Consider the following 22,131-nt stretch of genomic DNA (forward strand, 5'->3'; position numbering starts at 1 on the left):
ATGACGTACGCGCGGCGGGCGGCTTTCGTTCAGGCGGGCGCTGTTCGTTCAGCGCGACGGGGCGGGCACGGGCCCGCCCCCACCACCCTTAGGGCCTTTCGTTCGGATCAGGCCGGGCTCGCGGGTCGGGCCTGATCCGAACGACATGCCCTAGCGGGCGGTCTGCGTGTGGACGTACTCGACGAGACGCGTCAGGGAGTCCGGGTCGGTGGTGGGCGGTACGCCGTGACCGAGGTTGAAGACGTGGCCCTCCAGGTCGGCCGCCGCGTCGAGCACCTCGCGGGCCTTGGCCTCCACCGCCTCCGGCGTGGAGAAGAGGACCGCCGGGTCGATGTTGCCCTGGAGCGCCTTGCCGGGGCCGACGCGGCGGGCGGCCTCGTCGAGCGGGACGCGCCAGTCGACGCCGACCACGTCGGCGCCTGCCTCGCCCATGAGACCGAGGAGCTCGCCGGTGCCGACGCCGAAGTGGATGCGCGGCACGCCGTACTCCTCGACGGCCTGGAACACCTTGGACGACGCGGGCATCACGGAGCGCCGGTAGTCGGCGGGGGCGAGCGCGCCGACCCAGGAGTCGAAGAGCTGGACCGCGGAGGCGCCGGCCTCGATCTGCACCTTGAGGAACGCGGAGGTGATCTCGGCGAGGCGGTCGAGCAGGTCGGCCCACAGCTGCGGGTCGCCGTACATGAGCGCCTTGGTGTGCTCGTGGTTCTTGGACGGACCGCCCTCCACGAGGTAGCTCGCAAGGGTGAAGGGCGCGCCGGCGAAACCGATGAGCGGGGTGGAGCCGAGCTCGGCCGTCAGGAGGCCGATCGCCTCGGTGACGTACCAGACGTCCTCGGGCGTGAGGTCGCGCAGCCGCGCGAGGTCGGCGCGCGAGCGGATCGGCTGCGCGACGACGGGACCGACGCCCGGCTTGATGTCGAGGTCGATACCGATGGCCTTGAGCGGCACGACGATGTCGCTGAAGTAGATGGCCGCGTCGACGTGGTGCCGGCGCACGGGCTGCATCGTGATCTCGGCGACGAGCTCGGGCATCATGCAGGACTTGAGCATCGGAATGCCCTCGCGCACCTTGAGGTACTCGGGCAGCGAGCGACCGGCCTGGCGCATGAACCACACCGGGGTGTGCGGCACCGGCTCACGGCGGCAGGCCTTGAGGAAGGCGGATTCGTACGTCGCTGTCGGCTGCTGGCCCGTGGGGCGGAGGTTGGCACTCACGTCGGAAAGTCTCGCACGGGCGCGAACCCCGCCGGGCGCGGGGACATCGGGGTGGGGGTGAGGGGTGTCTCTCCCTGCGCGAAGCCCGCGTTCCCCTTAATCTTCCCCGCATGGCTGCGGCTGAGGGACGACTGTCGGACGGCGCTGAGGGAATGAGTGAATCGGAGCGGGAGGGGCGCAACACGAAGGATCCGGTGGACTCGGCTCCACCGCCGTTCCGGGCGGCGGTCGAGGCCTTGCGGGGTACGCGGCTGCGCCCGGAGATCGAGGTCGACCCGACCAAGCCGCCGCAGCGCCTCGCGCCCTACGCGTACGCGCTGGAGGCCGCGGTGGTGGACGGCGACGACGACCTCGCGGACGGCCGTCTCGTCCTGCTGCACGACCCTGCGGGGCACGACGCGTGGCGCGGAACGTTCCGCATGGTGACGCTGGTGCGGGCGGAGCTGGAGCCCGAGATGGCGTCGGACCCGCTGCTTCCCGAGGTCTGCTGGTCGTGGCTGACGGGCGCGCTCCAGGGGCGGGGTCTGTCGTACGGGGAGGCCAGCGGCACGGTGACGCGGGCGAGTTCGCACTACTTCGGGGGGCTCGGTGAGCGTGCGCCGGCGTCGCAGATCGAGATCCGCGCCTCGTGGACGCCGCGTGAGGGGCTCGGCGGAGTGCCGGACACGGCCTCCCACCTGGCGGCCTGGTGCGATCTGCTCAGCCAGATCGCGGGTCTGCCGCCGGCCGGTCCCGGGGACGCGTCCGTGGTGACACTGCCTCAGCGCCGGGGCCCGCAGAAGTCCTGAGGTCGGTGCGGACGTGCTGAACGGCGACGCGAGAGCGCCCCAAAGGCGATGCCGACGTGCGACGAGCGACGAGGAACAGCCATCCGCAGGCGATTTTCGGCCTTCCGTCGCCGGTGACGCGGGGCGGTGACGGCACCGATCGGGACCGGACCTCGAAGAGTTCCGGTCCCGTTGTGATTCGGTTCGATCTTCGGATGATCGATCGCGTGTCCGAATTGCACGAATTGTTACTCACTAAATCGTGATCTTTCTCTAAAGGCGGGCGGGTTTACTGCCGAAGAGGTCTGTGACCTTGAAAGCACGGTTCGCCCCGGCTTCATCCCCGAGCCGGTCCCGTCCCGCACCCCAGGAGGCCTGGTGTCCGTTCTCCTCGAGCAGCCCGCAAGCCTGGTCGCCTACCGCCCGAACAAGCCGACCGCCATGGTGGTCGTGGCCGACCCCCGCGTCCGTTCCACCGTCACCCGCCACCTGTGGGCGCTCGGTGTACGCGACGTCATCGAGGCCTCGTCCGTCGCGGAGGCTCGTCCCCGCATCGGCAACCCCCGCGACATCTGCGTCGCCGACGTCCACCTTCCCGACGGCTCCGGCCTGACCCTTCTGTCCGAAACCCGTGCCGCGGGCTGGCCCAACGGGCTCGCCCTCTCCGCAGCCGACGACATCGGTGCCGTGCGCAACGCCCTCGCGGGCGGAGTCAAGGGCTACGTCGTCACCGGCACCCGTACCAACGTCGGGCTCCCCTCCCGCCCCGGCGCCGCCCCCATCGGGTCCGCCGCGGCCCGTATGCACCGCCGCCCCCCGGGTGCCCCGAGCCACCCGGGTGGCTACCGCGAACTGTCAGGCCGCGAGGTCGAGGTGCTCCGGCTCGTCGCCGAGGGTCAGTCGAACAAGGCCATCGGAGTCTCGATGGGACTGTCCGCGCTGACCGTCAAGAGCCACCTCGCCCGCATCGCGCGCAAGCTCGGCACGGGTGACCGCGCCGGCATGGTGGCCGTGGCCCTGCGCACCGGAATCATCCACTGACCCTGACTGGTTTACGTACCTTCATCGCCCGTCGACGGAACGTTCCGTCGACGGGCGCTGTACATACACAGATACCCTTGACAGGTGACCGACGCCCAAGAGACCGCAGCAGACAGTTCACTGCGAACCACCGGGGGCGCACCCCCGGACGACGGCGGCTCTGTTGCGGAGGTGCCGATCCCCCTGCTCGAGCCGCGCGAGGGCATCCCGCCGGTGATCGCCGACGAGGCCTCCCTGGCCGAGGTGGTCGCGGCCTTCGCCGCGGGCACCGGGCCCGTCGCCGTCGACGCCGAGCGCGCCTCCGGCTACCGCTACGGGCAGCGCGCCTACCTGGTGCAGCTGCGCCGCCAGGGTGCGGGCTCCGCGCTCGTCGACCCCGTCGCGTGCCCCGACCTGTCCGCCCTCGGCGACGCGATCGCCGACGCCGAGTGGGTGCTGCACGCCGCGACGCAGGACCTGCCGTGTCTGCGCGAAATAGGTATGGTCCCCAGCCGCCTCTTCGACACCGAGCTCGCCGGGCGCCTGGCCGGTTTCCCGCGCGTGGGGCTCGGCGCGATGGTGGAGAACGTCCTCGGCTACGTCCTGGAGAAGGGTCACTCCGCCGTCGACTGGTCGACGCGACCCCTGCCCGACCCGTGGCTGCGCTACGCCGCGCTGGACGTGGAGCTCCTCGTGGACCTGCGGGACGCGCTGGAGAAGGAGCTCGACCGGCAGGGCAAGCTCGACTGGGCGCATCAGGAGTTCGACGCCATCGCCTCGGCGCCGCCCGCGCCGCCCCGCAAGGACCCGTGGCGGCGCACGTCCGGGATGCACAAGGTGCGGCGCCGCCGGCAGATGGCCGTCGTACGGGAGCTGTGGACCGCGCGGGACCGGATCGCGCAGCGGCGTGACGTGTCGCCGGGCAAGGTGCTCGGGGACGGCGCGATCGTCGAGGCGGCGCTCTCGCTTCCCGCGAACGTGCACGCGCTGGCCGCGCTGCCCGGTTTCGGGCACCGTACGGGCCGGCGTCAGCTGGAGCAGTGGCAGGCGGCCGTGGACCGGGCGAAGGAGCTGCCCGAGGCGGAGCTGCCGCAGCCCGGGGCCCCGCTCGCCGGGCCTCCTCCCCCGCGGGCCTGGGCCGACAAGGACCCGGCCGCCGCGGCGCGGCTCTCCGCGGCGCGGGCCTCGGTGTCGTCGCTGGCCGAGAGGCTGAACATGCCGCAGGAGAACCTGATCACGCCGGACACGGTCCGCCGGGTGTGCTGGGAGCCCCCGGGCGACCGCTCCGAGGCGGCGGTGGCCGAGGCGCTGCGCGGGTACGGGGCGCGGCCCTGGCAGATCGAGCAGGTCACCCCGCTGCTCACCGGGGCGCTGAAGCAGACCGCCTGACACGTGGGGCGCCGCGCGGCGCCCCACGTTCGTCGCGGTTTCGTACCGGTGGTCCCTCTTCGCCCGTCGCGGCGGGAAGGGCCTGCCTACGGTCACTCCCGTGATCACCAGGGGGTACGAGGCATGGGTGCGGGACTTCGAGGACGAGCGGGAGCGCCGGGCCGCGGCGCCGGAGCCCGTCTGGGAGCGGGGCGCGCGGGTGCGTCCCGCGATCTGGCGGAGCGTGCGGCGCTTCCAGGTCGGCGAGAGCGGTGACGGGGCGAACCTGATCGCCAAGGCCGACCGGGCGGGCGACGCCTCCTATGCGCGCGCCGTGCGGCTCTTCGTGGCCGAGGAGCAGAACCACGCCCGGCTGCTGGGCCTGCTGCTCGGCGCCGGCGGGGTGACGCCGCTCACCTCGCACTGGAGCGACACCATCTTCGTCCGGCTGCGCCGACTGCTCGGGCTGCGGCTCGAACTCCTGGTCCTGATGGTCGCCGAGGTCGTGGCGCTGCGTTACTACCGCGCGCTGCGCGACGGCACCGACGACGCGCTCACGACGCGGGTGGCCGGGGCGATCCTCGCCGACGAGGAGCGGCATGTGCCGTTCCACTGCGAGCGGCTGCGCGAGGCCTTCGCGCGGATGCCACGTCCGGTGGGGCGCCCGCTGCTCCTGGGATGGCAAGCGCTCCTCTGCGCCGCGGCGCTCGTCGTCGCCTGCGACCACGGCTCGGCGCTGCGCGCGCTCGGGGTGGGACGGGTGCGGTTCGTGCGTGACGCGGTGGCTTCGGCGGGGCCCGTGGTGCGCTCGATCCTCGATCGCGCGGTGTGACCTTCGCCGCTCCGGCCGGGGGGACTACACGTCTTGGTTACCCGCAAGTAGCATGACGGTATTCGCAGCGCGCTTCCCGCACCCCGGGTGCGTGCCGCGCGGCAGTGCCATCCCGCATCTGGAGGAGAGCCATCGTGCCTCGTACCGTCAGGGACGTCGTCTTCGTCGACGGCGTCCGCACCCCGTTCGGCAAGGCGGGCCCGAAGGGCATCTACCACGAGACCCGCGCCGACGACCTCGTCGTGAAGGCCATCAGGGAGCTGCTGCGCCGCAACCCGGCCCTCGACCCGGCGAAGATCGACGAGGTCGCCATCGCCGCGACCACGCAGATCGGCGACCAGGGCCTGACCCTCGGCCGCACCGCCGGAATCCTCGCGGGCCTCCCGCAGTCCGTGCCCGGCTACTCCATCGACCGCATGTGCGCCGGCGCGCTGACCGCCGTCACCGCCACCGCGGGCTCCATCGCCTTCGGCGCGTACGACGCCGTCATCGCCGGCGGTGTCGAGCACATGGGCCGCCACCCCATGGGCGAGGGCGTCGACCCGAACCCGCGCTTCGTGTCGGAGAAGCTCGTCGACGAGTCCGCCCTGTTCATGGGCATGACCGCCGAGAACCTGCACGACCGCTACCCGCAGATCACCAAGCAGCGCGCCGACGAGTACGCCGTGCGCTCGCAGGAGAAGGCGGCGAAGGCGTACGCGAACGGGAAGATCCAGCAGGACCTGGTCCCGATCTCCGTGCGCAACACCAACCCGGACGTCGGCGAGACCGGCTGGGGCCTGGTCACCGCCGACGAGCCGATGCGCCCGGGCACCACGCTGGAGAACCTGTCCGGCCTCAAGACGCCGTTCCGCGTGCACGGCCGCGTGACCGCGGGCAACGCCGCCGGTCTGAACGACGGTGCGACCGCGTCGATCATCGCGTCCGAGGACTTCGCCCGCGAGCACAACCTGCCGGTCAAGATGCGCCTGGTCTCCTACGCCTTCACCGGCGTCGAGCCCGAGGTCATGGGCTACGGCCCGATCCCGGCGACGGAGAAGGCACTCGCCAAGGCCGGTCTGTCGATCGAGGACATCAACCTCTTCGAGATCAACGAGGCCTTCGCCGTCCAGGTCCTCGCCTTCCTGGACCACTACGGCATCGCCGACGACGACGCGCGCGTCAACCAGTACGGCGGCGCCATCGCGTTCGGTCACCCGCTGGCCTCCTCCGGTGTGCGCCTGATGACGCAGCTCGCCCGCCAGTTCGAGGAGCAGCCCGAGGTCCGCTACGGCCTGACGACGATGTGCGTCGGCTTCGGCATGGGCGCCACGGTCATCTGGGAGAACCCGCACCACAAGGACGCCGGAGGCGACAAGTGAGCACCACCACCGCTGAGCTCCTGAAGGGCGCCGCCGAGCTGTTCCCGGACGAGGTCGTCACGTCGGCGAACGTACGCCACCTCGACCTGCCGTCCGGCGCGGGCCGGTTCGCGCTGATCACGCTCGACAACGGCTTCGACCACACCAAGCCGACCACCTTCGGCCCGGCCTCGCTCGCGAACCTGAACGCCGCGATCGACCAGGTCGAGAAGGAGGCGGCCGACGGCACGATCGTCGGCGCCGGCATCACCGGCAAGCCGTTCATCTTCGCCGTCGGCGCCGACCTCAAGGGCGTCGAGCTCCTCAAGAACCACGACGACGCGCTGGCCATCGGCAAGGGCGGCCACGAGGTCTTCAAGCGCCTCTCGGGCCTCGCCGTGCCGACGTTCGCGTACTACAACGGCGCGGCCATGGGCGGCGGTGTCGAGGTCGGTCTGCACTGCACCTACCGCACCGTCTCCAAGGCGCTGCCCGCGTTCTCGCTCCCCGAGGTCTTCCTCGGTCTGGTCCCGGGCTGGGGCGGCTGCGCACTGCTCCCGAACCTGATCGGCGCCGACAAGGCCGTCTCGGTCATCATCGAGAACTCGCTCAACCAGAACCGCCAGCTCAAGGGCAAGCAGGTCTTCGAACTCGGCATCGCCGACGCGATCTTCGAGGGCGCCGACTTCCTGGAGCAGTCGCTGATCTGGACGGCGAACGTCCTCAAGGGCGACGTGGCCGTCGAGCGCGCCGAGGTCGACCGCGGCGACGCGTGGGACGCGGCCGTCGCGCGCGGCAGGTTCATCGCCGACGGCAAGGTGCACGGCGCCGCCCCGGCCGCGTACCGCGCCCTCGACATCATCGCCGCCGCGAAGGACGGGAACCTGCAGGCCGGGTTCGACGCCGAGGACAAGGCGCTCGCCGACCTGATCATGGGCGGCGAACTGCGCGCGGGCATCTACTCGTTCAACCTGGTGCAGAAGCGCGGCAAGCGCCCGGCGGGTGCGCCGGACAAGTCGCTCGCGCGTCCGGTCACCAAGGTCGGCGTCGTGGGTGCGGGCCTGATGGCCTCGCAGCTCGCCCTGCTCTTCCTGCGCCGCCTCGAGGTGCCGGTCGTCCTGACCGACATCGACCAGGAGCGCGTCGACAAGGGTGTGGGCTACGTCCACGCCGAGATCGACAAGCTGCTCGGCAAGGGCCGTGTCAACCAGGACAAGGCCAACCGTCTCAAGGCGCTGGTGAGCGGCGTCCTGGACAAGGCCGAGGGCTTCTCCGACGCGGACTTCATCATCGAGGCCGTCTTCGAGGAGATCGGCGTCAAGCAGCAGGTGTTCGCGGAGGTCGAGGCGGTCGCCCCGGCGCACGCGATCCTCGCCACGAACACCTCGTCCCTCTCGGTCACTGAGATGGCGTCGAAGCTCAAGCACCCCGAGCGGGTCGTCGGCTTCCACTTCTTCAACCCGGTCGCGATCCTCCCGCTCCTGGAGATCGTCCGCGGCGAGCAGACCGACGACGCCTCGCTGGCCACGGCCTTCGGTGTCGCCAAGAAGCTGAAGAAGACCGCGGTGCTGGTGAAGGACGCCCCGGCGTTCGTCGTGAACCGCATCCTCACCCGCTTCATGGGCGAGATCCAGAACGTCATCGACGAGGGCACCCCGGTCGAGGTCGCCGAGAAGGCCGTCGAGCCGCTCGGCCTGCCGATGTCCCCGCTGGTGCTCCTGGAGCTGGTCGGTCCCGCGATCGGCCTGCACGTCTCGGAGACCCTGAACCGCGCCTTCCCGGAGCGCTTCACGGTGTCCCCGAACCTCGCGGCGGTCGTCAAGGCCGGCAAGCGTGGCTTCTACGTCTACTCCGCCGAGAACGACTTCAAGCCGGAGCTCGACCCCGAGGTCGCCGCGCTTCTCGAGCAGGGCGATGTCGTCCTGACCGAGGAGCAGGTCCGCGACCGCGTGCTCGACGCGGTGGCGCAGGAGATCGGCCTCATGCTCGACGAGGGTGTCGTCGCCGAGGCCCAGGACATCGACCTGTGCCTGATCACCGGCGCCGGCTGGCCCTTCCACCTGGGCGGCATCACGCCGTACCTGGACCGTGAGGGCGTCAGCGAGCGGGTGACCGGCAAGCGGTTCCTGGCGCAGGGCGTGGCCAGCGTTCCGGCGTAACCGTCGCAGGCCCACCGACGATGGGGCGGTACGGGAGACTCTCCCGTACCGCCCCATCGGCACGAACGAGGTGACACGAATGACGGCCCCGCTGCTCATCGTCGACGGCGCGAACGTCGTCGGCTCTGTACCGGACGGGTGGTGGCGCGACCGGCGTGGGGCCGCCGAGCGGCTGCGGAACGGTCTCGTGCGGTACGCGACGGACGGGGTGCCGGGGTTTCCCGGTCCACTGGAAGTCGTCCTGGTCGTCGAGGGCGCGGCCCGCGGCGTGACGTCCGTGCCCGGCGTTCGGGTGGAGGAGGCCCCCGGCAGCGGCGACGACCGGATCGTGGCCCTGGTCGCGGGGGCGGACCGGCCCTGCGTCGTCGTTACCGCTGATCGTGAACTGCGCGGCAGAGTTGCGGAGTTGGGGGCGGCGACAGCAGGACCGCGTACCGTCTACAGCTGATCCCGGTCCGCGACCGCACCCGTCGGAATTACCACGATCGCGTTGGACACGCGGCGCTCGCCGGGGCGTGAACCCGGGCCGTCCGTCGGGCTGTTGCGTACTCTCCCGGACACGACCATGGTGCTCGATCCGCCGCCGTCGAGGTTGACGGCGTCCTTCGCGCCGAGCCCTACGAGGATGCGGGCGGCCTCCGTGAAGGTGGCGCCGACGCTGCGGCCCGGGCGGCGGCCGTCGATGACCACCAGGAGGAGCGTGCCGTCCTCCTTGATCCCGGCGACGGTGCGGGGGTGCCGGGTGCGCAGGGCGGACGGGGGAAATCCGTTTGCGGCGGCGGTGACGCGGACGTGACCGTCGCGGACCAGGCGGGGGCCACCACCGACCATCGACGCCTCAGGGCCACCCAGCGAATCACCCTGGGCGTCGCTCACCCGGGAACTGACCCTGAGCTCGCGCCCCCTCGCGGCGTGGGCACGCAGCCAGGCCGCGCCCTTCCCGATGCCGACGAGTGTGCGCCCGCCACGCGGGATCGCGCCGCCCGCAGGAGTGCGCAGCCGCGTCACCCGCCCGCGGGAATCGAGGACGGCCTCGGCGCTGCCGTCGCCCGCCTGCGGGGAGTAACCACCCCACTCGGGGCGGAAGTCGACGATCTCGTCGGGGTCGGTGCAGAGAGTTCCGTGGCGCGGCAGGGTGACGGGCCGGTCCCCGCCGACGCCACCGCAGTCGAGGATCCGCCCCGGTACGCGGTCTACCCCGTCGACGAGGGAGTGCGCGCCGTCCGACGACGTCACCCGGATCGAGGAGCGGGCTTCCGTGATGGACGGGTGACGGCCGAAGGAGTCCAGGACGAGGGCCGGGTTCGCACCCACCGATTCACTCAGCAGCCGGCCCCGGTCTCCGTACAGGCCGAGCGGGTCGCCGTCGTAGCCGCTGTGGTGCGCGCCGGTGGCGATGTCGAACAGGGTGCCGTTGACGGCGGCCACCGCTCCTGCCTGCCGCGCCAACTCCCTTACGGTGGAGGTGTCCTGGAGCCGGTCGCCGTGCGTGGCACCCAGCGAGACGTGGGCGTCCGGCGCGATGGACAGCACGTGGAAGCGGACCGGCTCACCGTCGGCGAGGATCTGCGTGGAGTGCTCGTAGCGGACGCCCTCGGGCAGCGCCGAGGACGCGGCCGGCGACGGGACGCGGCGGGGGCGGTCGTTGTCGCCGGAACCGGACGTCGTGCAGCCGGCGACCGCCAGCAGCGCCAGCCCGGCCGCGAGCCCGGCGCGGCCCACCCTGCGGGCACTCACCCGGTCTCGGGAAGTGCGCCGGGCGCCTCCCCCAAGTAGCCGAGGAACAGGGTGATCTCGGACCACACGGTGTGTCCTCCGACAGCTTCGTAGGAGAGGGCGAAGCGGTCGTAGCCGCGGTGGCCGGGGTCCGCCTGATAGCTGACCGCCCCGTCCGATGTGCAGGTCACCGTGCCGTGCCGGGCGAAGGTGGAGCCGGTCAGAAGCAGGCCCTGCTCCGGGCTGTACCCCGCCGGGATGGTGACGCGCGCGCCGGGCTGCAGCGTCATGCTGCGGCCTGGCAGCCAGCCGCGCCGCACCCGGAAGCCGCGGTCGTTGAGGCGGGACGACGAGATCAGCTTGTCACCCTGGTTCGCCATCAGACCGACGACGACGTGGGGGAGGACGACGGCGCCTTCGGGGGCCTCGTCGTCGATCTTCAACAGGCAGGTGACGGTGCGGGGCTCGGCTCCGGTGGCGTACGCGGCGTAGCGCCCCTTGTCGGCCATGTGCGCCATCCCCTGGACGCGGGCGACGGCGGCGGGGCCGAGGCCTTCCTCCATGAGGTAGCCGTAGGTGCGGTACGGGGTTCCGGACGGGTGAAGGGTGAGGGCGAGCGTCACCTTCTGGCCCGGGACCACGGGATGCAGCGGGTCGGTGTCGGCGGCCAGTTGAAGCAGTCCACCGAGTCCGGGGTTGCGGGGGTGGGCGACGCGGGCCTCACCCAGCGGAAACCAGTCGGTCATCGTCCGGCCACTCGTTCCTTCGTCACGTGCGCATAGGTGTGGTCGTCGAGGTAGCGCAGGGCGTCCTCGGGGATGCGGTCACCGAGGTGGTGGATGCGGTCCTGCGGCAGCAGGCCCTTCCTGCCGAGCTGGTCGGCGACGAACCTGGCGCACTCGATGGCGCCGGCCGGGCGCAGATGTGTACGGTCCTCGACGCCCTCGGGGTAGTGCGGGTGCTCGCCCGGCTCCAGGCTGAGGAAGACGCCACGGGTGCCGTCGAGTCCGGCCCGGCTCCACCACTCGGTGGTCCAGTGGTTGAGGTCGATCAGTGGGACCGTGCACGCGGCGGCGAGTTCGCGCACGGCCTGCGGGTACAGCCCGAGGCTGCGCCGGAAATTGCCGTGCGGGTCGAAGACGCGGCGGTCGTGGCTGGTGACGAGGACCGGGTGGGCGCCGCGGTCGCGCGCCGCGTGCACGTACCGGCGCAGGTACCACTGGAAGTCCGTGAACGCCGAGGTGCCGCGCCCGGGCTGTTTCTTGTGGTCGATGAGGCCGAAGGACACCAGGAAGAGGTCGCCCGGGGCGAGGTTCTGCTCGATCCAGAGGAGGCGGCCGCGTTCCACGAAACTGCGCGAACTCGCCCCGGCACGAGCCGCGTTGACCACGTGGGTCGTCGGCAGGAACAGCGGCAGCGCCTGCCCCCAGCCCGCCATGGGCGCCTGACTGTAGGGCCGGTCGGTGACGGAGGAGTCACCGGCCAGGAAGATACGGGTCATTCGGCGACCACCCCCGGGTCCATGGTCTCGATCACGTCGTAGGCGCGCTCGCAGTTGAACGTGTCGCGCAGCACGAAGAAGTCCTCGGCCCGCTGCGTGTACTGCGGTTCCACCTGGAAGTCCCGCGTGATGGACGCGATGATCTCGTCGACCGCCTGGTCGACGGTGCCGCAGGTGGGACCGAATCCGTCGCGTGCCAGGTCGAAGTAGCCGCGCTTGTAGTGCTTGCTGTAGAAGGCCTCGTCGTCGAAGTTCGTGTAGACGATCGGCTTGCGCATGTAGGCGACGTCGAAGAAGACCGACGAGTAGTCCGTCACCAGCATGGAGCACTCGCGCATCGCCAGCTGTACGTCGCGGCCCGTGGTGGACACGGTGATCGACGGGTGGTCGATGCGGAAGTGCTTGAGGTACGGGCGGATCTCGTAGTGCGGCATGAACTCCAGTTCCACGTTGTGGTACTGGAGGGCCTTCAGGAGGCGTTCGTCGCGCAGCAGGGACGAGAAGAAACGGTAGTACTCGGACGCGGCGAAGGGGATCTCGGGCTTGGCGGCCTTGTTGTAGGAGGGCGCCACGATGTCGCGCCGCCAGGTCGGCATGACGAGGATCCGCCGCAGTCCCGGCACCGGTTCGAGCGCGTCGAAGCGGGGCAGGCCCGTCGCGGCGACCCGGTCGTAGCCGTAGCCGCAGTGCTCCGCGTAGTAGGCGCGCTCGCTGCGTCCGGTGGTGAGGACCATGTCGACGTTGGTGACCTGCGCGTGGATGGACGGCGCCACGTCGTTGTAGACGACGCCGTGCTGGAGGAACACCCGCTTGTAGCGCAGCAGATCACCGTATCCGCGCAGGAAGGCCCGCTTGGACAGACCGGGGAAGCCGAGGTATGCCTCCAGGTCGTACGCGTTGATGAGGCGCGAGGCGTGCAGCAGGTGGACGCGGTACTTCCAGGAGAGGCGGTCGATGACCTGTCCGAGGTGGTCGATCTTCTCCCGGTCGGCGGCGTCGCCGTTGATGGCGTAGTACACCTTGCGCTTGGGCTCGTACTGCCGGATCCACTTGAACAGGTGGTACGAGTTGTCCTGCGCGGTGTCCTCGCGCTCGCCGATGATCCAGATGTCCCTGCGGTGCAGCCAGGGGTGAGTGAGCCAGTACAGGAGCCGGGTGCGCCAGCCGGGCCTGCCGGGCAGGGCGGCCCTGAACTCCCGGCCGAAGCGCCTGAGTTTGTGGGTGGCCCGGCGCACAAGGCCCGCGACCCGGCGCAGCGTGATCTGCTCGTCGTCGTCGATGCCGAGCAGGAGCGTGGCGCGGCGCACGGGGTGGACGCCCTTGAAGCGGTGCAGCATCTGCCGTGCTTCGACGGGGATGTCGAGGTGCCGGTCGGCGTCGTGGACGCGGACGGTGAGGGTGAGGTCGCGGTTACTGATGCCCTTGAAGTCGTCGGGCCGCAGGACGGCCCGCCAGCCGGAGTACCAGTCCTGCTCCTTGCGGGTGCGCCAGCGGTCGCGGCGGTAGACCTGCTCGACGGGGACGGCGCGCTCGGCGCGGCCGTCGCCGAGGACGAGCTGGATGCGGTTGTCGAACTCGTGCGAGATGTCGGTGCCGGACAGGACGAACAGGCCCTGGAGCACGATCTGTTCGCGGTCCGTCTCGAAGGTCTCGAGGACGGCCTTCTGCCGGTCCACGCGCAGCAGCGAGGTCGGGACGCTGTCGACGGTGAGCCTGCGGTGCAGGCCCTGGTCGTCGATGTGCAGGTGGGGCAGGTACTCGAGCTTGGCGTGCGGGTCGCAGAACAGCGCGAAGTTCCCGGTCCGCACGGCGTGGTGCTGCAGGCGTGACATGGGGACGACCGCGTACTGCAGGATCAGGTCGTCCGGTATCTGCGCGTAGACGTCGTAGAGGGCGGGGAAGATCGCGCTGATCTCCGCGCGGCTCATGATGCGGTGGATGTTGCGCAGGTACGGCTGCATGGTGCGTACGACGAAGCGCTGTGCGAGGCGTGTGGTACGCGGATTGAGCGTGGCGGTGCGCCTCAGGACGTGTCCGCACAGGCGGATCAGCTCCTGGGTCTTCACCGAGTCGTTCCAGGGCAGGTCGAACAGCGAGTCCTGCTGTTCCTGGTCGCGCTCGTAGAAGGTGGCCTCGGGTGCGATCGCGACGTGGCGCGCGTGCAAGAGGGCGGGCACGACCATCCAGGCGTCCTCGTAGCCGGGTCCCTGGCCGCAGCGCAGCCGCTGCTCGCGCAGCAGCCTGGTGCTGAGGAGCTTGGCCCCCAGGTCCGTGGAGAAGACGAGGTAGGGGGCGTCGTCGAGGCGTGCCACCCGGTCCCCGCCCTTGGCGAAGTACCGCTTCCACGGCTGGTCGGTGCCGCGCCGGGGGCCGGGGAAGTTGTCCTGGTCTCCGATGACGACGTCGGCCTTGGCCGAGCGGGCGGTCCGCAGGAGGCGGCCGAGGCTGTCCTCGCCGAGGATGTCGCGGGCGCGCGCGAACATCACGTAGGGCGCGCTCACGTATTGCAGCCCGTTGTCGAAGGCGACGCGCATGCCCATGGGCACCTGGGTGACGACCGAGACGTTCGGGTAGTGGGCCGCGAAGGCGGCGAGCCGGCCGGGGGTGCTGTCGCCCGAGCCATCGTCCACCAGGATCACCTGGGTCCGGGTGAAATCCGCCTGGGCGGCGAGGGAGTTGAGGAACTCGTACAGGTTGTACTCGTCGTTGTGGCAGTGCACGACGAGCGAGAGGGCGTACCGCTTCGGGGGCGCCGCCGGCTCCGGGGCCCCGCTGCCGGCCCACCACAGCCAGGGCGTCCCGCGCGGGTCGACGTCGGCCTGCTGCTCGCTGGTCTCGGGGCGCAGCGCGAGGTTGCCGCTGACGGTTTCGTAGATCTCGTACGTCTCACCGTCGCCGCGGTAGCGCTCCTGGCCCACGTCGACGCCACGCACGCAGACGGTCGTGGTGGCGCGCTGTCCGGCGTGCCGGATCTGCACGAAGAGGTTCCAGGTGGCGCCGCTGCGGGACTCTCCGACGGTCTCGTCGAGGTCCACCGTGGTGTGGTAGCGGATGTACTCGTCGTCGACCTCGACGCCGCTGACCGCGAAGGTGTGGTCGGTCTTGGGGCTGCGGCGGCGCAGGACCGCGGTCAGTTCGAGCTTGTCCTTGGGGCCGATGCGGCCGAACTGATTGCGGATGTAGCCCGTGACGTGGAGCTCGCCGTCCCGGATCTCGGCGCGCGTGGCCTGGTTGAACAGCCGGGCGTCGGAGAGGGTCTGGCCGGTGAGGTCGAGGTCGGTGACGTCGAGGAAGCGCTCGGCGTGCGGCCGGCCGAGCAGCGAGCCCGACCAGTAGACCTTCTCGTCCCGCTCGACCAGGTCGGAGCTGAGCACGCTGCGCCGCTGGGTGTAGTCGGAGACCGAGAGTGCCACGTCGACCCTGCCGTGCATGAGCCCGAAGGCCCGCACGCGTTCCAGGGGGCCGCACAGGTCGTACGCCTCCGGGGCGAACGACCGCAGATAGGGAGCGACGAACTGCACGAAGCCCTGCCGGTAGGCGTCGTCGCCGGTCCGCAGTTCGGGCGTGTAGAGCCGCAGGTCGTGCGAGAGGAACTTGGCGGCCTTGTGGGCCATCAGCTCGTGCGCGCCGTTCTGCGCGAGGAAGGCGTCGGCCCACTGGTGCACGAGGACGCGGTCGCGGATGCTGCGCAGTTCACCGCGCCGGTTGGTGATCGACGGGGCGTCCGTCTCACGCTCCCAGATCCAGCGGTAGACGGGGGCCGCGAGGAGGGTGATGGAGCGGGCGCAGTAACCGGCGACGGTGGAGAAGTACGTGTCCTCGAAGTACACGCTCTCCGGGAACCGGATGCCGTTGTTGAGCAGGAAGTCGAGGCGGTACAGCTTCGCCGCGGCGATCGGGTCGTCGAACAGTTCGGGCATGGCCCGGAGCCCGCCGGCGACCGTGCGGTCGGTGCCGTAGAGCTGGGGCTGCCAGACGGTGATCTCGTCCTTGGCGAGGTTCACGCGCAGGGCGCGGCCCGCAGTGATGTCGGCGCCGGTGGTCAGGGCGGAGGCGAGGAGGACTTCGCAGGCCTTGTGGGGCAGTTCGTCGTCGGCGTCGAGGAACATCACGAACTGGCCGCTCGCGGCCTCGATGCCGTTGTTGCGGGGCGCGCCGACACCGCCGCTGTTCTGCGGGCGGGCGATGACACGCACCCGGGGGTCGCGCAGGGCGTACTGCTGGGCGACGGCGAGGGTGCCGTCGGTGGAGGCGTCGTCGACGACGACGACCTCCACGCGCTGGTGGGTCTGGCCGAGAGCGGAGCGCAGGGCCCGGTCGAGCGTGGCGCTCGCGTTGTACGCGCCCACGACCACGGTGACCGTGTACGCGGTCGGTTCGACGTGCTGGTAGTTCATCGCGAGCGCCCCTCGGCCTCCGTCCAGGTGTCGTCGGTCCGCTGCACCGGGATGGGCCGCGTGACCGTGTGGGGCGGATACGGAGTGACCCGGCCGACAGCGGCGTACGGGTCATGGCTCTGGTGCTGCTCACGGCTCTGGTACTGCGGCTGCGGATAGGGCTGGAAGCCCGGGTCCTCGTACGGCTCGGGGGTGGGGAACCGTTCCTCCATCGCGACCTCGGGCGGCGCCGCAGGGACGCGCCCTCGGTGGCGGCCCGCGAACAGGTGGTCGGCGACGGTGCCGGCCGTGGACGGCGTGGGCGCCAGCTCCTCCATGACCCGGCTGAAGTCCCGGGTGGACAGCCAGAACTTGTACATGATCACGAGCTCGAACAGGCCGAGCAGCGCGGCGGAGACGGCCGTGGTCCACAGGATCTGACCGATCAGCGGTCCCACGATGAAGATGAACATCTGGAACTCGATGCCGCTGATCAGGTGCGGCCTGACACGGCTGCGCAGGAGCGCCTGGCGCACCCGGGTGTACCAGGGGAAGCGCCCCCGGAACTGGGCGTGCAGGTCGACGACTTCACCCGTTCCGGAGTGCTGCTTCAGCACCTCGGCCTCGATGCCGGGGTTCGCCCGGAGCAGGTCCTCCATGAAGACGACCTTGGGCTCGGCCTCGGGCTCCTGCGCCACCCGGGCCTGCGCCTCGGCCGCCTTCCGCTCCGCCGTCACCTTCTCGATCTTCGTACGCATGGACATGCGCATCTTGTAGATCTGCAGGGCGTCGACGTAGCGCAGCATGTCGAGGAAGACCACGACGAGCGCCGCGAGCAGGTAGTAGGCCTCGTGCGTGCGCAGGTACTGGCCGCCCATCAGGGCGAGGGCGCAGAACAGCACGCGGATGCGGTCGAAGACGTAGTCGAGCCAGCCGCCGAAGACGGAGCCGTTGCCCTTGAGGCGAGCGAGTTTGCCGTCGATGCAGTCGAGGATGAAGCTCACGTGGTAGAGAGCGGCTCCGATGATGAGCGAGGTCTGGTCACCGCGCAGGAAGAGCCACGCCGAGCCGAGGCCGACGAAGAGCGCGGCCCAGGTGACGCGGTTCGGGGTGACGCAGCGGAAGCGGGCCAGCCAGCACAGCATCCGGGTCGCCACGGGGTCGACCAAGAGCACTGTCCACCAGGCGTCACGCTTCTTGCACGTGAGCTTCTGAACAGCTCTCAAGGACAGCTTTCTCATTGACCCTCAGCCTCGACCCGACTGAGGCTCGACACCTCAGAGTCTTCACGTGTAGTTCACATCACATTCGGTTGCCGTTCTAAACGGGAACCGGCGCGAGGGATCTTTGCCTTTTCAATAAAGACCCGTCAAGCGAAAACCCAAAAGCCGCTAAATAAGGATGCACTGGGGCAGTGGATCAAGGTGAATGATGGACAAACTCACCAATTCTGCGACATCTACCCGATTAAGTGACGCCAAACGATCTTCACAGACGCGCGCGTGACATGGGCCACTCCGTGGCGCGTACAACCTTCACAACCGTCAGGACGTCCGCGAGGCCGGAGAACTGACGGCGACGAGGACGTGATAGCGCGCCGAATTCTGTCTATAGTGCTCCGATATCCGGCCGACCTTCGCACGCCCGTACGCCCGCCGGGCGCACCGGGACGCGTTGCCCCCTCTCGCGCCGGCCGCACGACGAGGCCTTGCGGCCCCGGCGATCCCCCACGGACCCTCCGCCGTTCCGCGTGCGACCACCAGACGGACGCGTCCCGGAGGATTGCGATCACCATGAGTCATGCCACCACCACGCACAGTCGACGGCGCCCGCAGGGGCGGCGGGGCCGTCCGGCGAAGCCGCCGCGCTCCCGCGGCAGCCGTGTCCGGCGCATCATTCTGTGGACCCTGGTGGTGCTCGTCCTGGCCGCCGGCGGCACCGGCTACTGGCTCTACAGCAGCCTCAACGGCAATCTCCACGGCGTCGACCTGGACGAAGCGCTCGGCAAGAACCGCCCCGAGAAGCTGCCCACGTCCGGCCAGAACATCCTGGTCCTCGGCTCGGACTCGCGCGCGGGAGCCAACGCGGACCTGGGCACCGGCAAAGTCGCCGGCGCGCGCTCCGACACCGCCCTCGTGATGCACATACCCGAGGGCCGCACGCAGGCCACCGCGGTGAGCATCCCGCGCGACACCCTGGTCACCCGGCCCGAGTGCACCAAGTCGAACGGCTCCACCCTCCCGGCGGCCAAGCGCGTGATGTTCAACTCCGTGTACTCGCTGGCCGGTCCGGCCTGCGTGGTCAAGACCGTCGAGCAGATGTCCGGCGTGCGCATGGACCACTTCATGGAGATCGACTTCTCGGGCTTCCAAGGGCTCGTGGACGCGATAGGCGGCGTCACTGTCACCGTCGACAAGCCGATCCACGACAAGTCCAGCGGCCTGGACCTGAGCGCGGGCACCCACAAGCTCGACGGCACCCAGTCCCTCGCGTTCGTGCGGACGCGGCACGGCGTCGGCGACGGCAGCGACCTCGGCCGTATAGGGCTCCAACAGCAGTTCATGATCGCCCTGTTGGGCGAGATCAAGAAGCAGGACCTGCTGGGCAGCCCCACGAAGACCTACAAGATCGCCAACAGTCTCACCTCGTCGCTCACCACCGACTCCGAGCTGGCCTCCCTCAAGTCGCTCGCCGACTTCGGGCGCAGCATGAACGGTGTCGATCCGGCGAGCATGGAAACGATCATGCTGCCCGTGCAGTACGACACCGCGGACCCGAATCGCGTGGTGCCCGCCGAACCGCAGGCGAAGACCTTGTGGAAGGCCATCCGCACCGGGTCCGAGATCCCCGAGTCCGCCAAGAAGTCACCCGCGCACGGGACTTCGCAGTGAGCAGGGCGCGGGTCCGTGCGCGGGCCCGCGCCGCTTCACGCGAGGCCCGCGCCGGGTGGCGGCGGACGTCAGATCCGGTACCAGTCGCTGAGAGCCAGGCCCTGGCCCTCAGCCTGGTGGGAGATCCACAGCGCGCCACTCTCGTCGACCGCCGCGAGGGTCACCCTGCCGTACGCGTCGACCGCGAGGCCGGGGCCGCCGACGCAGCGCCGCCCGGTGTCGGACCACCACACGCCGTTCGCCTCGGACTCGTTGACGAACGCGGAGAGCATGATCTCGCCGGTGGCGCCGCGGTGCGCGAGGACCGTGCAGTCGTAGCCGTCGATGAACGTACGGACGGCGGCGAGCTGGGTGTCGTCGGTCGCGGAGCCGAGCGCGACCGGCCAGTTGCCGGGGCGCTGGGCAACGATGCCGCCCGCCGGGTCGGACCAGTAGAACGAGACTCGCTCCCTGGCCGTCTCCAGGCCGACGGCGCTGCCCGCCACGGGCACTTGGGGAATGTCCTGGCCGCGCAGCAGCTGGCCGCCCGCCTCCGCCTGGTACCAGTGCAGCGCCGACCCGCGGGCGGGCGCGAGGAGTTCGATGCGGCCCGACGCGGTGACGGCGGGGGTGAGTCCGTGGACGGCCTGCTCGCCGCCGAGGTCCTCCCACGGCTGCCACTTGCCCCCCACCCCCTCGCGCCGCAGATGCACGCCGCCGGAGCCGTTGCGGACGAAGACGTGGACCGTGCCGGAGGCGTCGGCCACCCCGGACGGGCGGCCGAACTTGCGCGCCGCCTCGGGGTCCTTGTACGGGTTGCCGAGGCCGCGCCACTCCGAGAGCGGGCGGCCGGTCTGGTACTGGATGGCGTGCACGATGTCGACGGTGACCGTGCCGTCGGCGCGGCGCCTGTCGCGCCGGCCGAGGAGATGGACGTAGCCGTCCGCGCCCTGGGTGAGCGATATGAACCGCACGTGCGGGGCGGCGAAGAACTCGGGGCCCGTCCAGCGCCTGGCTCCCGGCCGGTCCTGTGTCCAGCGCTGGACACCGCCGGCCACGGGCAGATAGGCCGTCAGCCGCCCGTCCATGCCGAGGAAGAGCCATCGCCCGGTCTCGACGCCGACCGGTTCCAGGTACTCACCGGGCGGGCCTTCGGCCGCCTGTGCTCCCCTGGCGCTCGCCGCCCTCGCAGACCTCATCGGCATGACGGGATGCCACCCTCCCTCAGAACTCCGGCCCGGCTTGGCGCACGGATCCTGAAATTTACTATCATAGGCGTGCTGCTGTCGACAGAGGGGCATCCCCGCACTCGCCCCGCCGGGCGACTCACGCTCCCTGGCCCGTCTCCTCCTGCCGCCCCAGCCGGCTGTGCGAGCGCCCGTACACGAAGTACACGATGAAGCCGAGCGCCATCCAGACGGCGAAGCGGAGCCAGGTCTCCGCGGGCAGGTTCAGCATCAGCCACAGGGACGCGAGCACCGACAGGACCGGGATGAACGGCACCAGGGGGGTGCGGAAGGCGCGGGGCAGGTCGGGGCGGGTGTGGCGCAGGATGACGACGCCCAGCGCGACGACGACGAACGCGAAGAGCGTGCCGATGTTCACCAGTTCCGCGAGCTCGCTGAGGCTGGTGAACCCGGCCAGGATCGCGATGATCACACCGAGCAGGATGGTCGGCCGGTACGGGGTCTTGAACCTCGGGTGGACGACGGAGAAGAAGCGGGGCAGCAGACCGTCTCGGCTCATCGCGAAGAACACCCGGGTCTGGCCGAGGAGGAGGATCAGACAGACCGTCGTCAGGCCGACCGCGGCGCCGAAGCTGATGACACCCGCGTACCAGGGGTGGCCGGTCGCCTTGAAGGCGTCCGCGAGCGGGGCGTCGATGGACAGCTCGCTGTACCTCTGCATGCCGGTGACGACGATCGACACCGCCACATAGAGCGTCGTGCAGATGAGGAGGGAGCCCAGGATGCCGCGCGGCATGTCCCGCTGCGGGTTCTTCGTCTCCTCGGCGGCGGTGGCCACGACGTCGAAACCGATGAAGGCGAAGAAGACGACGGAGGCGGCGGTGAAGATGCCCATGACGCCGAAGTCGGTGGGCGTGTAGCCGAACATCAGCTGGATGAGCGGGGACTGGATGCTGCTGCCCGCCTCCTGCGGCTGCGCCTTGGGGATGAAGGGCTTGTAGTTGTCGGCCGTGACGAAGAAGGCCCCGGCGACGATCACGATGAGGACGACGGCCACCTTGATGGCGACGACGACCGTGGTGACGCGGGCGGAGAGCTTCATCCCGAGGACGAGGATGACGGTGAGCACCAGGACCAGGGCGGCGGCGAGGATGTCGAAGCCGAACCCCGTGGCCCCGTCCCGCCCGCTCAGCGACGCGGGCAGATGCCAGCCGGCGTTGTCCAGCAGCGAGCGCACATAGCCCGACCAGCCGACGGCGACCACCGCCGTGCCGAGCGCGAACTCCAGGACCAGGTCCCAGCCGATGATCCAGGCGGGGAGTTCACCCAGTGACGCGTACGAGAAGGTGTACGCGGATCCGGCGACCGGGACGGTGGACGCGAACTCCGCGTAGCACAGCGCGGCCAGGCCGCAGACGATGCCGGCCACGACGAAAGCCAGGGCCACCGAGGGGCCCGCGTTCTCCTTGGCGACCTTGCCGGTGAGGACGAAGATGCCGGTGCCGATGATGACGCCGACACCGAACACGGTGAGGTCCAGAGCGGACAGCGACTTCTTGAGTGCGTGCTCCGGCTCCTCAGTGTCCAAGATCGACTGTTCGACCTTCTTCGTCCTGAAGAGGGTGCTGCTCACGGTCGTACCTCCCACGCATTGTCGTCCTCGACATGATCGAGGGGGCTTCCACTCCGTATGCCACGGCGCGGAGGCATTCACGCGAATGGGCCGGTCCCACCACCCTTGCGGGGAGGTGGGACCGGCCCATGGAGCAGCCCGTGG

The 22,131-nt window shown here is 70.4% G+C and carries 16 protein-coding genes; 8 read left to right on the forward strand and 8 right to left on the reverse strand.

Translation table 11 applies throughout. The annotated features are described in order from the left end of the window. Window positions 1-150 precede the first annotated feature (150 nt). Window positions 151-1,218 (reverse strand): uroporphyrinogen decarboxylase, encoded by a 1,068-nt coding sequence (gene hemE / locus ACFC96_RS03195; protein ID WP_376251015.1) that lies wholly within the window; start codon window positions 1,216-1,218, stop codon window positions 151-153. Between the two features lie 152 nt (window positions 1,219-1,370). Between hemE and ACFC96_RS03200 the strand changes: the two genes are divergently transcribed. The 7 genes from ACFC96_RS03200 to ACFC96_RS03230 all read left to right on the forward strand — a co-directional run bounded on the left by ACFC96_RS03200 (window position 1,371) and on the right by ACFC96_RS03230 (window position 9,152). Continuing rightward, the gene (locus tag ACFC96_RS03200) at window positions 1,371-2,006 is read left to right on the forward strand and encodes a DUF3000 domain-containing protein (protein WP_376251014.1); all 636 of its coding nucleotides are present in this window, start codon (window positions 1,371-1,373) and stop codon (window positions 2,004-2,006) included. A gap of 357 nt (window positions 2,007-2,363) precedes the next feature. Beyond that, window positions 2,364-3,026, forward strand: coding sequence for a response regulator transcription factor (locus ACFC96_RS03205; protein ID WP_100591261.1), 663 nt, complete (start codon window positions 2,364-2,366; stop codon window positions 3,024-3,026). Between the two features lie 84 nt (window positions 3,027-3,110). Beyond that, window positions 3,111-4,394: an HRDC domain-containing protein gene (locus ACFC96_RS03210; protein ID WP_376251012.1), complete on the forward strand. Its 1,284-nt coding sequence runs from the start codon at window positions 3,111-3,113 to the stop codon at window positions 4,392-4,394. 100 nt (window positions 4,395-4,494) lie between these two features. Further along, entirely contained in the window at window positions 4,495-5,205 is a 711-nt protein-coding gene (locus tag ACFC96_RS03215; RefSeq protein WP_376609867.1) for a ferritin-like domain-containing protein, read from the forward strand. 134 nt (window positions 5,206-5,339) lie between these two features. Next, window positions 5,340-6,566 carry an acetyl-CoA C-acyltransferase gene (locus tag ACFC96_RS03220; RefSeq protein ID WP_116508707.1) on the forward strand — a complete coding sequence of 409 codons (1,227 nt, stop codon included), beginning with the start codon at window positions 5,340-5,342 and terminating at the stop codon, window positions 6,564-6,566. Beyond that, complete coding sequence (locus ACFC96_RS03225; protein ID WP_376251009.1) at window positions 6,563-8,704, forward strand: 3-hydroxyacyl-CoA dehydrogenase NAD-binding domain-containing protein; 2,142 nt, start codon at window positions 6,563-6,565, stop codon at window positions 8,702-8,704. Before ACFC96_RS03220 ends, ACFC96_RS03225 begins: the two co-directional genes overlap by 4 nt. 79 nt (window positions 8,705-8,783) lie before the next feature. Next, on the forward strand, window positions 8,784-9,152 hold the full coding sequence (locus ACFC96_RS03230; RefSeq protein ID WP_376609869.1) for an NTP pyrophosphohydrolase: 369 nt from the start codon (window positions 8,784-8,786) through the stop codon (window positions 9,150-9,152). On the opposite strand, the gene ACFC96_RS03235 is transcribed toward ACFC96_RS03230, so the two are convergent. The 5 genes from ACFC96_RS03235 to ACFC96_RS03255 are packed head-to-tail and all read right to left on the reverse strand — an operon-like array spanning window position 9,143 to window position 17,523. After that, the gene (locus ACFC96_RS03235) at window positions 9,143-10,441 is read right to left on the reverse strand and encodes a phosphodiester glycosidase family protein (protein ID WP_376609871.1); all 1,299 of its coding nucleotides are present in this window, start codon (window positions 10,439-10,441) and stop codon (window positions 9,143-9,145) included. The genes ACFC96_RS03230 and ACFC96_RS03235 overlap by 10 nt on opposite strands. Then, window positions 10,438-11,166 (reverse strand): Ig-like domain-containing protein, encoded by a 729-nt coding sequence (locus tag ACFC96_RS03240; protein ID WP_376224812.1) that lies wholly within the window; start codon window positions 11,164-11,166, stop codon window positions 10,438-10,440. Before ACFC96_RS03240 ends, ACFC96_RS03235 begins: the two co-directional genes overlap by 4 nt. After that, window positions 11,163-11,921 (reverse strand): rhamnogalacturonan acetylesterase, encoded by a 759-nt coding sequence (locus ACFC96_RS03245; protein WP_376251005.1) that lies wholly within the window; start codon window positions 11,919-11,921, stop codon window positions 11,163-11,165. The genes ACFC96_RS03240 and ACFC96_RS03245 overlap by 4 nt, the downstream gene beginning before the upstream one ends. Further along, window positions 11,918-16,318: a glycosyltransferase gene (locus ACFC96_RS03250; protein ID WP_376224814.1), complete on the reverse strand. Its 4,401-nt coding sequence runs from the start codon at window positions 16,316-16,318 to the stop codon at window positions 11,918-11,920. The genes ACFC96_RS03245 and ACFC96_RS03250 overlap by 4 nt, the downstream gene beginning before the upstream one ends. Beyond that, a complete protein-coding gene (locus ACFC96_RS03255; RefSeq protein WP_376609873.1) occupies window positions 16,315-17,523 on the reverse strand; it encodes a CDP-alcohol phosphatidyltransferase family protein in 1,209 nt (402 codons plus the stop codon). Before ACFC96_RS03255 ends, ACFC96_RS03250 begins: the two co-directional genes overlap by 4 nt. A 567-nt stretch (window positions 17,524-18,090) precedes the next feature. Here ACFC96_RS03255 and ACFC96_RS03260 point away from each other — a divergent pair. Continuing rightward, window positions 18,091-19,188: an LCP family protein gene (locus ACFC96_RS03260; RefSeq protein ID WP_376609875.1), complete on the forward strand. Its 1,098-nt coding sequence runs from the start codon at window positions 18,091-18,093 to the stop codon at window positions 19,186-19,188. Between the two features lie 68 nt (window positions 19,189-19,256). Here the strand turns inward: ACFC96_RS03260 and ACFC96_RS03265 are convergent, their stop codons facing one another. Both ACFC96_RS03265 and ACFC96_RS03270 read right to left on the reverse strand, forming a co-directional pair. Further along, window positions 19,257-20,366: a hypothetical protein gene (locus ACFC96_RS03265; RefSeq protein ID WP_376224817.1), complete on the reverse strand. Its 1,110-nt coding sequence runs from the start codon at window positions 20,364-20,366 to the stop codon at window positions 19,257-19,259. 127 nt (window positions 20,367-20,493) lie between these two features. Further along, entirely contained in the window at window positions 20,494-21,987 is a 1,494-nt protein-coding gene (locus ACFC96_RS03270; RefSeq protein ID WP_376609877.1) for an amino acid permease, read from the reverse strand. Window positions 21,988-22,131: the final 144 nt, after the last annotated feature.

Source organism: Streptomyces sp. NPDC055955 (assembly GCF_042270245.1).
Lineage (GTDB): Bacteria > Actinomycetota > Actinomycetes > Streptomycetales > Streptomycetaceae > Streptomyces.

Coding starts and splice junctions, on each gene's coding strand:
- ACFC96_RS03240 (WP_376224812.1), bottom strand. CDS start 11,166: ATGACCGACTGGTTTCCGCTGGGTGAGGCCCGCGTCGCCCACCCCCGC.
- ACFC96_RS03245 (WP_376251005.1), bottom strand. CDS start 11,921: ATGACCCGTATCTTCCTGGCCGGTGACTCCTCCGTCACCGACCGGCCC.
- ACFC96_RS03260 (WP_376609875.1), top strand. CDS start 18,091: ATGAGTCATGCCACCACCACGCACAGTCGACGGCGCCCGCAGGGGCGG.
- ACFC96_RS03230 (WP_376609869.1), top strand. CDS start 8,784: ATGACGGCCCCGCTGCTCATCGTCGACGGCGCGAACGTCGTCGGCTCT.
- ACFC96_RS03200 (WP_376251014.1), top strand. CDS start 1,371: ATGAGTGAATCGGAGCGGGAGGGGCGCAACACGAAGGATCCGGTGGAC.
- ACFC96_RS03265 (WP_376224817.1), bottom strand. CDS start 20,366: ATGAGGTCTGCGAGGGCGGCGAGCGCCAGGGGAGCACAGGCGGCCGAA.
- ACFC96_RS03250 (WP_376224814.1), bottom strand. CDS start 16,318: ATGAACTACCAGCACGTCGAACCGACCGCGTACACGGTCACCGTGGTC.